Below are 15,140 nucleotides of genomic sequence, written 5' to 3'. Positions count from 1 at the left end.
GCCGGGGCGGTCGGTCAGAGCGTGGCCGCGAGCCGCGTCCCCTGGTCGATGGCCCGCTTCGCATCGAGCTCCGCGGCCACGTCGGCGCCGCCGATCAGGTGGGCCCGCGCCCCGGCCGCCGTCAGCTCCTCGTACAGGTCGCGGCGGGGCTCCTGGCCGGTGCACAGCACCACCGTGTCGACGGGCAGGGTGCGCTCCTCCCCGTCCACCGTGATGTGCAGGCCCTCGTCGTCGATCCGCCGGTACGTCGCCCCGGCGACCATCGCCACGCCGCGGTGTTTCAGCTCGGTGCGGTGGATCCAGCCGGTGGTCTTGCCGAGCCCGGCGCCGACCTTGGACGTCTTGCGCTGGAGCAGCGTCACGCGGCGCGGCGGCGCCGGCCGCTCGGGCTTGCGCAGCCCGCCCCGCTCCCCGTACGCCGTGTCGACCCCCCACTGGCGGAAGTAGAGCTCCGCGTCGCGGCTCGCACCCTCGCCGCCGTCCGTCAGGAACTCGGCCACGTCGAAGCCGATGCCGCCCGCACCGAGGATCGCCACGCGCTCTCCCACCGGGACATCGTTCCTGAGCACGTCCAGGTAACCGACGACGCTCGGGTGGTCCACCCCCTCGATGGCGGGCGTACGCGGGGTGACGCCGGTCGCCACGACCACCTCGTCGTAGCCGGCGACGGTCTCGGCGGACACGGCGGTGCGCAGCCGCACCTCCACGCCGCACAGCTCCAGCTGCGTGCGGAAGTAGCGCAGCGTCTCGTCGAACTCCTCCTTGCCCGGCACCCGCCGGGCGACGTTCAGCTGGCCGCCGATCTCGTCGGCGGCGTCGAAGAGGGTGACGTCGTGGCCGCGTTCGGCGGCGGACACCGCGCAGGCGAGCCCCGCCGGCCCGGCGCCGACCACGGCGACGCGCTTGCGCACGCGGGTGGGGGAGAGGACCAGCTCGGTCTCGTGGCAGGCGCGCGGGTTCACGAGGCACGAGGTGATCCGGCCGCTGAAGGTGTGGTCCAGGCAGGCCTGGTTGCAGCCGATGCAGGTGTTGATGGTCTCCGGGCGGCCCGCAGCGGCCTTCGCCACGAAGGCGGGGTCTGCGAGGAAGGGGCGGGCCATCGACACCATGTCGGCGCGGCCCTCGGCGAGCACCTGCTCGGCGACCTCGGGGGTGTTGATGCGGTTGCTGGTGACGAGCGGCACGGACACCGCGCCCATCAGCCGCTGCGTCACCCAGGTGTACGCGGCGCGCGGCACGGACGTGGCGATGGTCGGGATGCGGGCCTCGTGCCAGCCGATCCCGGTGTTGATGAGGGTGGCCCCGGCGGCCTCGATCTGCTGTGCCAGGGCGACCACCTCGTCGAGCGAGGACCCGCCGGGGACGAGGTCCAGCATGGACAGCCGGTAGATCAGGATGAAGTCCTCGCCCAGCCGCTCCCGGGTCCGCCGGACGATCTCCAGCGGGAACCGCACCCGGTTCTCGTACGACCCGCCCCACCGGTCCTCCCGGTGGTTGGTGGCGGCGGCGATGAACTCGTTGATCAGGTAGCCCTCGGACCCCATGATCTCGACGCCGTCGTACCCGGCGGAGCGGGCGAGTTCGGCGGCCCGCACGTAGTCCTCGATCGTCTGCTCGACCTCGTCGTCCGTGAGGGCGTGCGGGACGAACGGGCTGATCGGCGCCTGGATCGCGCTCGGGGCGACCAGCTGGGGGTGGTAGGCGTACCGGCCGAAGTGCAGGATCTGCATCGCGATCCGCCCGCCGGCCGCGTGCACGGCGTCGGTGACGGACCGGTGCCTGGCGGCCTCCTCCTCGGTGGTCAGCTTGGCGCCGCCGTCGTAGGGCCGCCCGGCCTCGTTCGGTGCGATGCCGCCCGTGACGATGAGGCCGACCCCGCCGCGGGCGCGCTCGGCGTAGAAGGCCGCCATCCGCGCGAAGCCGTTCTCGGCCTCCTCCAGGCCCACGTGCATGGACCCCATGAGCACGCGGTTGGGCAGCGTCGTGAAGCCGAGGTCGAGCGGGCTCAGCAGGTGCGGGTACGCAGACGGTGCAGGGGTCGGGGTCATGGGGGCGCCTCCTCGCGCGCGGGTACGTCGCCCCAGTTGTAGACGAGCCGGGGCCGCTTGTGCAACAAGTTGCATAAGGCTGGCCCTGTGACCTCGGCAACGCGGGCGCCGGCGGGCGGGACCGCCCCCGGAGGCGGGGTGCGGTGCCGGGGCCGGCAGGGGGAAGGCGAGGGGCGGCTGCCGCCGCCGCTGCGCCGCCCGGCCGCGCCGCCGGGGGAGGCGTGCCGGTGTGGGCGGCGCGGTGAGACCGGCACGGACCTGCCCGCCGACCTCGTGCTGGACACCCTGGCCGGGGCGGTCTTCTTCCATCTGGGCATCATCGGCGAACGGCCCGCTGCCGACCTCGCCCCGCGCATCGCCCGGATGGTCGGCAAGGGGGTCGGGGTCCGGTGAACGGCCGGCTGCTCACCGCGGGCGGCATCGCGGCGGCGACCACGGTCCTTCACGCCGCGGCCGGCGGCCGGTCGGTCGTCCGCCCACTGCTGGGCAGTGGGGTGGCCGCCGAACCCGAGCGGACCCTGCACGTCGTGTGGCACATGGTCACCGCCGACCTGCTGCTCAGCTCCCCCGCGCTGCCGGCCCTCGCACGGGCATCCGCGCCCAGCAGGCCGCTCGTGCTGTTCATCGCCGCCCAGTACCTCGCGTACGCGGTGGCGTTCCTCACCGTCACACTGGCCGCCGACTGGCCGCGCCCGCTCCTGCGGCTCCCGCAGTGGATGCTGCTCCTGCCCGTCGGGGTCCTCGCTCTCATCGGCGCCACCTGAGCCGGCGCCCTCATCGGCCGAGCCGCCACCGGCGTGCGCGGGGCCTCCGCTCGGCGAGACGCACCGGCCGCGGCGCGAGTGCGGCCGTAAGGCACCGCCCGTACGGGGAAACCCTGCAAACGGCATGGCGGGAGGTGCCGTTGGCCCGCGGGCGCGGCTGCGCGCTCGGGAGGCCCGGCGCCCGCGGGCCCGGGACGGACGTCACCCCTCCCAGGGCGGCGCCGCGGCAGCGGGCGCCGCCGCCCAGGCGTCCAGCTCCTCCGCCGTGACCGGGCCCGGCTCCCCCTCGCCGAGCAGGCCGCGGCTGCGCAGCAGCCCGGCCACCGCGGCCGCCCACGGACGGCGCAGCCGGGCCGCCCGCAGCAGGTCCGCGTCGGCCAGCAGCTCCGCCACGGGGCCCGTGCGCAGGCCCTCCGGGACCAGCACCGCCGCGTCGTCCGCCCAGCGCAGCGCCAGGTCCACGTCGTGCGTCGCCATCACCACCGTCGTCCCGGCCTCCCGCAGCCCGTCCAGGACGGCCAGCAGCCGCTCCTGACCGTGCGGGTCCAGCCCCGCGGTCGGCTCGTCCAGGATCAGCACCCGCGGCCGCATGGCGACCGCACCCGCGATGGCGGCCCGCTTGCGCTGCCCGTACGACAGCAGGTGCGTCGGCCGGTCCTCCAGCGCCGTGATGTCGAGGGCGTCCAGGGACTCCCGCACCCGGGTCCGCACCTCGTCCTCGGGCAGCCCCAGGTTCATCGGCCCGAACGACACGTCCTGGCCGACGGACGCCGCGAACAGCTGGTCGTCCGGGTCCTGCACGACCAGCTGCACGGTGGTCCGCAGCCGGGTCAGCCCCTTCCTGTCGTACGCCACGTCGGCACCGGTCACCCGCAGTCGCCCGGCCGTGCACCGCAGCCCGCCGCTGAGCAGCCGCAGCAGGGTCGTCTTGCCCCCGCCGTTGCGGCCCAGCAGCGCCAGGGCCCGCCCCTCCGGCACGGCGAAGTCCACTCCGCTGAGCACCTCGGGGCCGTCCTCGTACGCGAAGGACGCCCCCCGCAGCTCGACCACGGGCACCGCATCCGGGACCGTCACAGGACATCCTCCAGTACGAGAGTCAGGGCGACGACCGCCGCCAGCAGCGCGGCCGACGCGGCAAGGAAGCGGCGGTCCACCGGCGCCTCGGGCACCAGCACCCGCAGCGTCCCGTCGTAGCCGCGCCCGGCCAGGCCGTCCTGCAGCCGCGCCGCCCGGTCGAAGGCACGCACGAACGCGGTCGCCGCGAGCCCCGCCACCGACCGCCAGGCCGCGGCACGGCTCACCAGGCCCAACCGGGCCGCCTGCGCCTGCCGGATCCGCGCCACCGCGTCCAGCAGCAGGAAACTGATCCGGTACATCACCAGTGCCACGTCCACCACCGGCGCCGGGACCCCCGCCCGCGCCAGGCGGGGCAGCAGGTCCGACACCGGCGTCGTGAACGCGAACAGCAGCACGCCGAGCGACGCCGCCGACGTGCGCAGCAGCAACTGCCCGGCCTGTGCGGGACCGTCCGGTGCCAGCGCGAGGAACCCGCCGGGCCCACCCACCTGGAACAGCAGCGGCACGGCACCCGTCACGCAGAATCCGAGCGGCAGCCGCCAGCTCCGCCACAGCTGCCGGGGCGCCACACGGGCGGGCCCGAGCAGCACGGTGAGCGCCGCCACCGCGACGAGGACCGAACCCGGCCACGGCGGCAGCGCCACCGCGCATCCCGTCAGGCCGAGGCCGAGCACCGCCTTCTCGGCGGGATGGCGGCGGCGCCAGCGGCTGCCGTGCGCCGCCACGTCGATGGGCAGCACCCGCGCTACTCCGCGGCCGTGTCCTGCGCGGTCGGAGCCGCCGCGCCCCCGGACCGCTCCTCGCCCTGGCGGCGGCCCCGTCGCAGCCCGAAGTAGTACGCCAGCACTCCCGCGCCGATGGCCGCCTGCAGCGCGAACAGCGCCGACTCGATCTCGCCCGACGGCGGTTCGTACAGCGGGCTGAACCACGGCTCGTAGTCGGGTGCGATCTCCGCGATGGCGGCCTCCGCCTGTCCGTCGGCACCGGCGAAGGGCTCCTCCTGCCCCTCGCCCATGCCCAGTGCCAGCGGCAGCACCGCGAGCACGACCACGGCCAGCACCAGGAGGAGATTGATCCTCGTGTTCCGCTTCATCGGACCGCCGCCTCCTCCGCGGTACGCCGCGCACCCGGCGTCAGCACGCCGAGCCGCAGCAGCTCACCCTTGCTGGACTGGCTCAGCAGCCGGACCACCAGCACCGTCAGCAGCCCCTCGCTCACCGCGAGCGGGATCTGCGTCAGTGCGAAGATGCCGCCGAACTTGCCGAGCGCGCCCGCGACGCCGCCGGCCGGGTCGGGGAAGGCGAGCGCCAGCTGCACACTGGTCACGCAGTACGTCGACAGGTCCGCGACGAACGCGCCGAAGAACACGGCCGCCATCAGAGGCACGTCGAACCGGCGCAGCAGCCGGTACACCCCGTATCCGGCCCACGGGCCGACGATCGCCATCGAGAACGCGTTCGCGCCCAGCGTCGTCAGGCCGCCGTGCGCCAGCAGCAACGCCTGGAACAGCAGGGTGATGGTGCCCAGCACCGCCATGATCGGCGGTCGGAACAGGATGGCCCCCAGGCCCGTGCCCGTCGGGTGGGAGCAACTGCCCGTCACCGACGGGATCTTCAGCGCCGACAGGACGAACGTGAACGCCCCGGACGCGCCCAGCAGCAGGGTGGACTCCGGGTGCGCCTTGACCTCCCGGGTCAGGGCGCGCACCCCGTGGACGACGAAGGGGGCGGCCGCCGCCGTCCAGGCGACGGCGTGCCCCTGGGGCAGGAACCCCTCGGCTATATGCATGGGTAGGAGACCCTCTCCAGCACCTCGTGGATGGACAATCGCGCCCTGGCCGGTCTCCTGGCTGACGGGTCGTACCGCCGCGGCTCCGCCTTCCCGGACGCAGCGGTCTCCCGCAGCGGTCCAGTGGCTTCCCCGGTGGTCACCGGAGGGTGGAGCCGGACTTCCCGATTCACAGTGGCGAGGGCCGCACCGGCTTCACACCGGTTTCCCGTACACCAAGGCCCTGTGACATTAGTGGCTGGAACTGGTGCCTCACAACCACACGCCGCCCGTACTTGCTCACTCTTTGCGATAGCCGTAGGCGTCGGAGGCCGCCGACGCCACCGCGTCCAGGTCGCCGCCCGCCGTCGCCGTGACCACGGCCGCCACCGCGCCCTCCACGAACGGCGCGTCCACGAGCCGGGTCCCGGCGGGCAGTTCGTCCTCCTCAGCGAGCAGCGCCTTCACCGTGAGCACGGCGCTGCCCAGGTCGGCCAGCACCGCGACCCCGGCGCCCCGGTCCACGTCCCGCGCCGCCCGGGCGACGAGCTCCGCGCTGGTGCCGAGCCCGCCGCCGGGCAGTCCGCCCGCCGCGGCCACCGGCGCCGCGTCACCGCCTCCGGCGAGCCCGCGGGCGAGGGCCGCGACGGACTCGGCCACCTCCGCGCTGTGCGACACCAGGACCACCCCGACGCGGGCGCCGCCCGCCCCGGCGCTCACCGCGCCGTCCCGGCGGCCTCGGCGAGCGCCGCGAGCAGCAGCGCCGACGACGCGGCACCCGGGTCCTCGTGGCCCACCGACCGCTCGCCGAGGTAGCTGGCCCGCCCCTTGCGGGCGCGCATCGGCACCGTTGCCGCCGAGCCCTCCGCGGCCGCCCGTGCGGCCGCTCCGAACGCGGCGGCGTCCTGCGTGAGGGCGGCCGCGGCAGGCTCCAGTGCGTCCAGCATGGTCTTGTCGCCGGACCGCGCCCCGCCCAACTGCCCCACCGCGGCGACCCCCGCGGCCAGCGCGTCGGCGAACCGTCCGGGCGCCACCTCCGCCGCGTCGCCCAGCTCCTTTCCCGTGCGTCGCAGCAGCGTCCCGTACAGGGGCCCCGACGCCCCGCCCACGGTGGAGATGAGCTGCCGTCCGGCGAGCACCAGCACCGCGCCCGGGGTGTCCGGCGGCGCCTCCTCCAGGGCGGCCCGCACGGCGGTGAAGCCGCGCCGCAGGTTCACCCCGTGGTCCGCGTCGCCGATCGGGGAGTCCAGTTCGGTCAACCGGTCGGCCTCCCGCTCCACCGCGCCGGCCGCCGCGGTCAGCCAGCGCACGCAGAACTCCGCGTCCAGCGCCTCCACCGCGTTCACCGCCCCCACCGCAGCGCGGGCGTCGCCACCGGCGCGTCCCAGAGCCGCAGCAGCTCCTCGTCGACCTGGCACAGCGTCACCGAAGCGCCCGCCATGTCCAGCGACGTGACGTAGTTGCCCACGAGCGTCCGTGCCACCACCACCCCGCGTTCCGCGAGCACGCGGTGCACCTCGGCGCCGAAGCCGTACAGCTCCAGCAGGGGCGTCGCCCCCATGCCGTTGACGAGCAGCAGGACCGGGGCGGTCGGCTCCAGGTCGGCGAGGACCGCGTCGACCGCCACGTCCGCGACCTCCCGCGCGGTCATCATGGGGCGCCGCTCCCGGCCCGGCTCGCCGTGGATGCCGACACCCAATTCCAGCTCGCCCGGCGGGAGGTCGAACGTCGGCGACCCCTTCGCGGGCGTGGTGCAGGCGCCGAGCGCGACACCGAAGCTGCGGGAGGCGGCGTTCACCCGCCGCGCGACCGCCTCGACCTGCTCCAGCGGCCGGCCCTCGTCTGCGGCCGCCCCCGCGATCTTCTCCACGAACAGCGCGGCCCCGGTGCCGCGCCGCCCCGCCGTGTACAGGCTGCCGGACACGGCGACGTCGTCGTCGACCAGGACCTTCGCCACCTGGACGCCCTCGTCCTCCGCCAGTTCGGCGGCCATCTCGAAGTTCAGCACGTCGCCGGTGTAGTTCTTCACCACGAACAGCACGCCGGCCCCGCCGTCCGCGGCGGCGGCAGCCCGCACCATCTGGTCGGGCACGGGCGAGGTGAAGACCTCGCCGGGACACGCGGCGGTGAGCATGCCCGGCCCCACGAACCCGGCGTGCAGCGGCTCGTGCCCGGAGCCGCCGCCGGACACCAGCGCCACCTTCCCGGCCACCGGCGCGTCGCGCCGCAGGACGATCCGGTGCTCCACGTCCACGGTCAGCTCCGGGTGTGCGGCCGCGATCCCGCGCAGCGCGTCGGTGACCACGGTCTCGGGCACATTGATCAGCATGCGCATCGGCGTCTCCTCGCGAGAGTGCGCTGTCCGGCCGGTCCGGACACTAGCCGCCGGGCCCCGCCACCGCGAGGGGACCTGCCGCGCAGCACAGGCGGGTTGCGGCGCCGGCTCCCGGTCGGACGGGTCCCGTCAGGTCGCGGGCGCCCGGTGCCCGGTGCCCGGTCGGACGGGCGGCGGGGCCCGCCCGGTATCGCGGCCAGGGGCGCGGCGGGCGCGGGCGGGGGTGCGGGCAGGGCGGCGCGCACCGGCAGGGTGTCCACGTCACCGGTCCGTGTCGGACGGTGCGGGCGCCCCTCTCGCGGGGTACTCCGTAGCGGGGCGTGCGGGTCGGCCGGGCCGGTGCGGGGGAGTCCGGGGCGTCGCGTGGCTGTGGGACGGGGTGTCCCGGCGAGGCGTCCACCTCCCCGGTGCCCGACGGGTGGCGCAGCCCGGGGCCGGGGGGAGGTGCGGGCTCCCACCTCGCCGCCGCCCGGCGCATGCCGACGGGCTGCTTCCGCCCTGCCCCGCCGCCCCGCTGCTGTCCGGCGTCAGTTGCCCCGTGACCCGCCGCGGGGGCCGTCGCTCGGTGCGACTGCGTCCGGCCCGTACGCGGCGCGGCCACCCCCGGCCCCGTGCCGGTACCCGCGCGGGGCATGCCTGGTACGGTGCCCTGCATTGGTCCGGACCAGCCTGCGCGTGGAGCCTCCAGCAGGCCGGGGCGGTGCGCACCCGCGGGCAACACCCGCAGGTGGGAGGGGGGTTCCGGGGGTGCCCTCGCCCTCGGGTAGCGCTCCGGGCGGGCGCGACAAGGGTTTTCCCCGTATCGGCTTCATCCGGCGTTTCCCTACTGTTCCGGCACCGGTGGTTCCCCCTCGCTGACTCGAAAATGTCAGGTGCATGTAACCCCACGCGTGCGCAGCCCCAGGGGCGCCACCGGTGACGGCCCCGACGACGAGGCCGTCCACGCCGGCGGCGGCGCGGGGGCGCACCCGGCCCCACGGGGCTGTGGAGGCACCCCACACGCAGCCACAGTCCCGCGCCACCCGCCCGCGTTCCGCACCGTCAGCTGCTCCGGGAGTCGCCGGAGCCAGCCCCTGAAAGGGAACACCTTGAACGGTTCCAGGCGGAGACTGATATCCGTGGTGGCCGCGAGCGCCACGATCCTCGGCGTGGCCGCCACCTCCTCGGTGGCGCTCGCCGCTCAGGCCACCCCCCAGCCGCAGCCGGCCGCCCCGGCTGCGCAGGCCATGACCCCTGCCGTCCCGACCGCCCCGGTCGAGAAGCTCATCGTGACCTACAAGTCGAGCACCTCGGAGGCCACCTCCAACGCCGCCGCGAAGAGCGACGCCGCCGAGAAGGGCAAGAAGACCGGCGAGAAGCTGGCCTTCGAGCGCCGCCTCGCCGACGGCGCCGCGCTCGTGGACCTCGGCGCCGACGCCGCGGGCAAGGACGCCGCCAAGGTCATGGAGGCCTTCCGCGCCGACCCGGCCGTCGCCTCCGTCGAGCCCGACGTCCGCGCCTACCCCATGGCGATCACCCCCAACGACACCGACTACGCCAAGCAGTGGGACCTCTTCGAGCCCACCGGCGGCATGAACGTGCCGGGTGCCTGGGACACCACCACGGGCAGCGGCGTCACCGTCGCCGTCATCGACACCGGTTACGCGGCCCACACCGACCTCGCCGCCAACACCGTCGCCGGCTACGACTTCATCTCCGACTCCGCCGACGCCCGCGACGGCAACGGCCGCGACGGCAACCCCGCCGACGAGGGCGACTGGAACGCCACCGACAACGAGTGCGGCTTCGGCTCCCGCGCCAGCAGCTCCTCCTGGCACGGCACCCACGTGGCCGGCACCATCGCCGCCGTGACGGACAACGCCAAGGGCATCGCCGGCGTCGCGTACGGCGCGAAGGTCCAGCACGTCCGCGTCCTCGGCAAGTGCGGCGGCTCGTCCGCCGACATCGCCGACGCCATCACCTGGGCCTCCGGCGGCAGCGTCCCCGGCATCCCCGCCAACGCCACCCCCGCCAAGGTCATCAACCTGAGCCTCGGCGGCGCCAGCAGCACCTGCCCGACCGTCTACCGCAACGCCATCAACGGAGCCGTCTCCCGCGGCACCACCGTCGTCGTCGCGGCCGGCAACAGCAACGCCAACGCGTCCGGCTTCACCCCCGCCAACTGCGCGAACGTCATCACCGTGGCGTCCACCAGCCGCGAGGGCAACCGCTCCTACTACTCCAACTACGGCTCGACCGTCGACGTCTCCGCCCCCGGAGGCGAGACCCGCCGCGCCACGGACACCCCCGGCACCGTCACCACCCCCGAGAACGGCATCCTCTCCACGCTGAACTCCGGCACCACGGTGCAGGCCGGCGAGAACTACAAGCCGTACCAGGGGACCTCGATGGCGGCCCCGCACATCGCCGGCCTCGCCGCCCTGATGAAGTCCGCGAAGTCCTCGCTGACCCCCGCCGACATCGAGTCCGCGATCAAGGCCAACGCCCGACCGCTTCCCGGCACCTGCTCCGGCGGCTGCGGCGCCGGCATCGCGGACGCCACCAAGACCGTGAACGCCGTCACCGGCGGCGGCTCCACCCCGGGCACCGGCACCACGTTCTCCAGCACAACCAACGTGACCATCAGCGACGGCGCCACGGTGACGTCCCCGATCAGCGTCACCGGCCTCACCGGCAACGCCCCCGCCACCCTGAAGGTCGCCGTCGACATCAAGCACACCTACCGCGGTGACCTCGTCATCGACCTGGTCGCCCCGGACGGCAGCGCCTACCGACTGAAGGACAGCAGCGGCAGCGACGGCGCCGACAACGTCCTCGCCACCTACACCGTCGACGCCTCCTCCGAGACGGCGAACGGCACCTGGACCCTCCGCGTCCGGGATGTGTACACGGGTGACACCGGCTACATCGACTCCTGGGGCCTCACCTTCTGACAGCCCTGAGGAATCAGTATCACCGCAGGTCAGGGGCGCGTCCGCGGCACACAGCCGGGGGCGCGCCCCGCCCCGCGCCCAGCATCCCGCCGTCCACATGCCGGACACGGCCCCTGGACTCCGCCCTCCGCTTTCGTATCCTCACAGGGCGCGGACACCTGGTCCGCTGCGTACGGGCGGGGGCCCGCGCGCACCGGAGGGTGGTGGCACATGAAGACGACGCCGTACCGCTCCACGCTCGTGGGCCGGGCCCGGCTCGTCGAGCGGCTCACCCAGACCCTGCACGCCAGGGGCCGCGCCGTCCTCACCGGTCCGGCCGGTGTGGGCAAGAGCGAGGTCGCCCAGGCCGCCGCCGCCGAGGCCGCGGACCGCGGCGAGACGGTCCTCTGGCTCGCCCCGCAGCCGTCGGACCGGGACATGCCCGGCGCGGCGGCCGCCGCGCTCGTCGCCTCCGTGCCGCCCGCCGCCCTCGACGGACTGCCCGGCCCGCAGCGCGCCGCCGTCGCCGTCCTGAGCCGCGAGGCCGCCGTGCCCGACGCCGACCGGGACCCCATCGCCCTGCGGCTCGCACTCGCCCGCGTCCTGCGCACCCTCGCCGAGGAGCGGCCCGTGCTGCTCGTCGTCGACGACACCCGCCACCTCGACCCGGAGAGCGCCGACCTGCTGCGCTTCGCGCTGCATTTGGCCCCGCCCGGGCTGCGGGTCCTCGCCGTCGAGACGCCGGCGCCGTACGGCCCCGCCCACCCGTACGGCTTCGACCCGGCGCCCGGCCCCGGCACGCCCCCCGACGCCCTCGGCCCGTACGGCGCGGACACCGCGCACGGCCACACCGCCCCGCACGCCCCCGGCACGGCTCACGGCCCGGGCACGACACCCGGTCCAGGCGCCGGCCTCCCGCCGGGCGGGGCCCTCGCGCACGCTGCCGTCCCCCCGTACCGTTCCGACGGCCGCGGCGCCGACAGCGCCGCCGTCACGGCACCCGGCACCGAGCCGGGACCCGCACCCGCGGCGCCCTCCGGCCACGCCGCCGCGGGCGGCAGCCCGCTCGCCCTGTGGGTGCCGTCCGAGGCCGACGTCCTCCTCGTCCCGCCGCTCCAGGCCGACGAGATCGCCGAGCTGCTGGTGCACCACCGGCTCGCCTCCCGGATGGCCGGGCGCATCCACCGCGCCAGCGGCGGCAACCCGCGGCTCGCGCTCGCCGTCGGCCGCTCCCTGGCCGACGCCAGCACCCCCGTCCACCACGCCGAGGCGCTGCCGCTGTCCGGCCGCGCCCGCGACCTGGCCCGCCGGATGCTCGCCGTCGCCCCGCCCGCGGTCCGCTCCGCCCTGCTGCTGGCGGCGCTCGCCCTGCGCCCCACCGCCGCCCTCGTCCGCCGGGCCGGGCGGCCCTCCGCCGAGGCGGAACTCGCGGCTGCCGAACGCGCCGGACTGGTGTCCCTCACCGAGGACGGCGCCGTCCGCTTCACCGCGGGCCTGCTGCCCACGACCCTCGTCCACGACACCTGCTGGACCGAGCGCAGCCGCGCCCACACCGCCCTCGCCCGCGTCGTCGACGACCCCGTCGAAGCCGTACGGCACCGGGCCCTCGCCACCGACGTCCCCGACGAGGACCTGGCTGCCGAGGTCGCCGCGGCCGTCGACACCGTGCGCCGCCGCGGCAACAGCGCCCTCGCCGCGGAACTGGCCCTCCTGGCCGCCGAGTCCACCCCCGCCCACCTCGGGCCGCGCCGGATCGCCCGGCTCGCCGCCGCCGCGGGGGAGGCCGCCCGCGCCGCCCGCGCCGACCTCGCCCTGCGCGCCGCCGCCGACCTGCTGGCCCGCGACGCCGACCCCGGGGACCGGGTCCGGGCCCGCCTCGCCGTCATCGACACCGCGGGGCAGGGCCTCACCGACCTCGACGAGATGTTCGTCCACGCCCTGGAGGACGCCGAGGGCGACCCCGCGCTGCGCGCCGCGGTGCTGCTGCGGCTCACCGTCAAGCACGTCCTGGCCGACGCCGACCCCGTCCGCTCCCGCGCCGCCGCCGTGGAGTCCGCCGCGCTCGCCACCTCCGTCGGAGACCGCCACATGGCCGCGCAGGCACTCACCCAGCAGGCGCGCATGGACCGGGTGCTGGGCGCCCCCGACGCCGAGCGCACCCTCGCGGAGGCCCGCGCCCTGGAGATGGCCGACCGGCCCCTGGGCGTCCGCAACGCCGCCCAGATCCTCACCGCCCGCCACGCGCTCTTCGACGACCGGCTCGGCGAGGCCCGCGACCAGATCAACGCCCTGCTGCCGCTGGTCGAGCGGCGGGGCCCCGTCGAGGACACCATCGAGCTGCTGCACACCCTCGCCGCCGTCGAGGCGCGGCGCGGCCAGTGCACCGCCGCCCTCCAGCACGCCCACCGCTCACTGGCCCTCACCCTGGAAGCCGGCCTCTCGCCCGGCCCCGCCTGGTACACCCTCGCCCTCGCGGAGGGCGCCGGCGGCTCCTTCGCCCGCGCCGCCAGCTACGCCCGCCGCAGCGTCCAGGCATCCGACGAGGAGGGCGACCACGTCTTCCTCTCCCGCAGCCTGTACGCCCTCGGCCGGGTCCAGCTCCTCACCGGGGACGTGTCCGGGGCCCTGGAGACCCTGCGGCGCGTCCAGGACAACGAGCGGGCCCTGCGCACCGTCGACCCCGCCATGCTCCGCTGGCACGAGGAGCTCGCGGAGGCGCTGCTCGCCAACGACGCCCGCGAGCAGGCCGAGGAACTCCTCGCCGAGGTGGGCCCGGTCGCGGAGCGCCTGGGCCGCACCACCGTGCTGCTGGGCCTCGACCGCGCCTACGCCCTGTGCCTGGCGGCGGGCGGCAAACCCGAGGAGGCGGCCGCCCTGCTGGTGGAGACCGCCGAGCGGTACGCCGCCCACGGGCTCGTCCTGGAGCAGGGCCGCTGCCTGATCGCCCTGGCCCGCGTGGAGCGCCGCCGCCGCAGGCGGTCCGCCGCGCAGCAGGCCCTCCAGTCGGCGGCCGCCGTCTTCGAACGCGCCGGTGCCGCGCCCTGGCTGCGGCTCACCGGGGAGGTCCCGGGCCGCGCCGAGTCGACGCCCGCAGGCGGGGACGCTCTGTCCCGGCTCACCGACGCGGAGGCCCGCCTCGCCCGGCTCGTCGGCCAGGGCGCCAGCAACCAGGAGGCGGCGGCGCGGCTCTACCTGAGCGTGAAGACGGTGGAGGCGCGTCTCACCCGCATCTACCAGAAGCTCGACGTGCGCTCCCGCGCCCAGCTCGCCACGGTCCTCAGCATCGGCCCGGACAGCGGAGCGGGGCCGCCGCGGTGAGCGGCGGCCCCGGCTGAGGACCTGCGGGGGAGTGGGATCAGCGGGCTTCCCCGCCACGGGTGGCGGTGCTGTCCGTGCTCTGGTCGCCGCCCGTCGCGCCTTCCACGAGCGAGTCCAGTGCCTCCGCGCCGACCAGGGCCCCCGGGTCGGGCAGCGCGTCGCCGATGGCGGCGTGTGACGGAGGGGTGATGAGGGCGGTGACGAAACCCGCGGCGAGCGAGGCCACGGCGAGCATGCTGCGCTTCTTCATGCCCCCCTCAACTCCGCCACCCGCCGATCGGTCACGCCGCACGCCTGTACGACCAAGGGTGGCGTCCCGTCGTACGGGCGGTGACCGGCCCGCCCGTACGACGGGACGCGGGCACGATCACGGCCGCCTGCCGGTCAGCGGAGGCCGGGGGAGGCGGGTTCGGGCGGTCGACGGGACACCGCCCTTCGGCCACCGGGAGCGGACCGGCGTGTCGAGGAGCGCTGCGCCTGCCGTACGACCGCGCCCCGGCCGGCCCGCGTGACCACGGGGCGGACGTCACGCCGCAGGCGTCCGGCCCGGTGGTCGGTGGACGGGCCGGTCCGGCTAGCCTGGTCGGCGGGGAACGCGTGCCGCCCGTGCCGTGCACCAGGACCGACCGGCAGGGGGAGCCGCCGTGACCGACGAGGAGTTCGCCGTGTTCTACGCGCAGGCGGTCCGCCGGCTCACCGGGCAGCTGTACGTGATGACGGGCGACTTCCACGAGGCGCAGGACGTCGTGCAGGAGGCGTTCGCCCGCGCCTGGGACAAGCGGCACCGACTCGACCGCGACCTCGGCCCGGAGGCGTGGGTGCGCACCGTGGCGTGGCGGCTCGCCGTCAGCCGCTGGCGGCGGGTCCTGCGCGGCCGGCGCGCCTGGCAGCGCCGCGCCGACCCGGCGGCCGCCCCGGG

General features: G+C 76.0%; 14 protein-coding genes and 1 riboswitch. Of the genes, 5 read left to right on the top strand and 9 right to left on the bottom strand.

Translation table 11 applies throughout. The features are described from left to right. Positions 1-14: 14 nt before the first annotated feature. Positions 15-2,048 (bottom strand): NADPH-dependent 2,4-dienoyl-CoA reductase, encoded by a 2,034-nt coding sequence (locus BJP40_RS22985; protein WP_071282041.1) that lies wholly within the window; start codon positions 2,046-2,048, stop codon positions 15-17. Positions 2,049-2,135: 87 nt separating this feature from the next. On the opposite strand from BJP40_RS22985, the gene BJP40_RS22980 reads away from it, so the two are divergent. Next, complete coding sequence (locus BJP40_RS22980) at positions 2,136-2,441, top strand: hypothetical protein (RefSeq protein WP_143065993.1); 306 nt, start codon at positions 2,136-2,138, stop codon at positions 2,439-2,441. Beyond that, positions 2,438-2,812, top strand: a complete 375-nt coding sequence (locus BJP40_RS22975; RefSeq protein ID WP_071282038.1) for a hypothetical protein — start codon at positions 2,438-2,440, stop codon at positions 2,810-2,812. Before BJP40_RS22980 ends, BJP40_RS22975 begins: the two co-directional genes overlap by 4 nt. Before the next feature lie 201 nt (positions 2,813-3,013). Here BJP40_RS22975 and BJP40_RS22970 read toward each other — a convergent pair whose 3' ends face one another. From BJP40_RS22970 to dhaK, 7 genes are all read right to left on the bottom strand, one after another. After that, positions 3,014-3,886 (bottom strand): energy-coupling factor ABC transporter ATP-binding protein, encoded by an 873-nt coding sequence (locus BJP40_RS22970; protein ID WP_071282036.1) that lies wholly within the window; start codon positions 3,884-3,886, stop codon positions 3,014-3,016. After that, positions 3,883-4,629, bottom strand: coding sequence for a cobalt ECF transporter T component CbiQ (gene cbiQ / locus BJP40_RS22965; RefSeq protein ID WP_071282034.1), 747 nt, complete (start codon positions 4,627-4,629; stop codon positions 3,883-3,885). The genes BJP40_RS22970 and cbiQ overlap by 4 nt, the downstream gene beginning before the upstream one ends. A gap of 5 nt (positions 4,630-4,634) precedes the next feature. After that, entirely contained in the window at positions 4,635-4,982 is a 348-nt protein-coding gene (locus BJP40_RS22960; protein WP_071269626.1) for an energy-coupling factor ABC transporter substrate-binding protein, read from the bottom strand. Next, positions 4,979-5,677, bottom strand: a complete 699-nt coding sequence (locus tag BJP40_RS22955) for an energy-coupling factor ABC transporter permease (protein ID WP_071282032.1) — start codon at positions 5,675-5,677, stop codon at positions 4,979-4,981. Before BJP40_RS22955 ends, BJP40_RS22960 begins: the two co-directional genes overlap by 4 nt. A gap of 29 nt (positions 5,678-5,706) precedes the next feature. Continuing rightward, positions 5,707-5,912: riboswitch (cobalamin riboswitch) on the bottom strand. 44 nt (positions 5,913-5,956) lie between these two features. Further along, a complete protein-coding gene (locus BJP40_RS22950) occupies positions 5,957-6,376 on the bottom strand; it encodes a PTS-dependent dihydroxyacetone kinase phosphotransferase subunit DhaM (protein ID WP_071282030.1) in 420 nt (139 codons plus the stop codon). Further along, a complete protein-coding gene (dhaL, locus tag BJP40_RS22945) occupies positions 6,373-7,011 on the bottom strand; it encodes a dihydroxyacetone kinase subunit DhaL (RefSeq protein ID WP_371258684.1) in 639 nt (212 codons plus the stop codon). The genes BJP40_RS22950 and dhaL overlap by 4 nt, the downstream gene beginning before the upstream one ends. Then, on the bottom strand, positions 6,999-7,991 hold the full coding sequence (gene dhaK / locus BJP40_RS22940) for a dihydroxyacetone kinase subunit DhaK (RefSeq protein WP_071282028.1): 993 nt from the start codon (positions 7,989-7,991) through the stop codon (positions 6,999-7,001). The genes dhaL and dhaK overlap by 13 nt, the downstream gene beginning before the upstream one ends. Positions 7,992-9,112: 1,121 nt before the next feature. Here dhaK and BJP40_RS22935 point away from each other — a divergent pair. Both BJP40_RS22935 and BJP40_RS22930 read left to right on the top strand, forming a co-directional pair. After that, on the top strand, positions 9,113-10,924 hold the full coding sequence (locus BJP40_RS22935) for a S8 family serine peptidase (RefSeq protein WP_177204452.1): 1,812 nt from the start codon (positions 9,113-9,115) through the stop codon (positions 10,922-10,924). A 210-nt stretch (positions 10,925-11,134) separates the two neighbouring features. After that, on the top strand, positions 11,135-14,221 hold the full coding sequence (locus tag BJP40_RS22930; RefSeq protein WP_071282026.1) for an AAA family ATPase: 3,087 nt from the start codon (positions 11,135-11,137) through the stop codon (positions 14,219-14,221). A 37-nt stretch (positions 14,222-14,258) separates the two neighbouring features. Here BJP40_RS22930 and BJP40_RS22925 read toward each other — a convergent pair whose 3' ends face one another. After that, positions 14,259-14,471 (bottom strand): hypothetical protein, encoded by a 213-nt coding sequence (locus BJP40_RS22925; RefSeq protein WP_071282024.1) that lies wholly within the window; start codon positions 14,469-14,471, stop codon positions 14,259-14,261. A 394-nt stretch (positions 14,472-14,865) separates the two neighbouring features. On the opposite strand from BJP40_RS22925, the gene BJP40_RS22920 reads away from it, so the two are divergent. Further along, positions 14,866-15,140, top strand: a 275-nt coding sequence (locus BJP40_RS22920; protein WP_305727969.1) for a sigma factor, incomplete at its 3' end; no start/stop codon positions are given.

The sequence above is a fragment of the Streptomyces sp. CC53 genome, assembly GCF_001865245.1.
Classification (GTDB): Bacteria; Actinomycetota; Actinomycetes; order Streptomycetales; family Streptomycetaceae; genus Streptomyces.
This window is presented reverse-complemented; position numbering and strand designations above follow the sequence as displayed.

Bases quoted from the DNA above. Each gene is read 5' to 3' on its own strand.
- BJP40_RS22985 (WP_071282041.1), bottom strand. From the start codon at position 2,048: ATGACCCCGACCCCTGCACCGTCTGCGTACCCGCACCTGCTGAGCCCG.
- BJP40_RS22960 (WP_071269626.1), bottom strand. From the start codon at position 4,982: ATGAAGCGGAACACGAGGATCAATCTCCTCCTGGTGCTGGCCGTGGTC.
- BJP40_RS22955 (WP_071282032.1), bottom strand. From the start codon at position 5,677: ATGCATATAGCCGAGGGGTTCCTGCCCCAGGGGCACGCCGTCGCCTGG.
- dhaK (WP_071282028.1), bottom strand. From the start codon at position 7,991: ATGCGCATGCTGATCAATGTGCCCGAGACCGTGGTCACCGACGCGCTG.
- BJP40_RS22930 (WP_071282026.1), top strand. From the start codon at position 11,135: ATGAAGACGACGCCGTACCGCTCCACGCTCGTGGGCCGGGCCCGGCTC.
- BJP40_RS22925 (WP_071282024.1), bottom strand. From the start codon at position 14,471: ATGAAGAAGCGCAGCATGCTCGCCGTGGCCTCGCTCGCCGCGGGTTTC.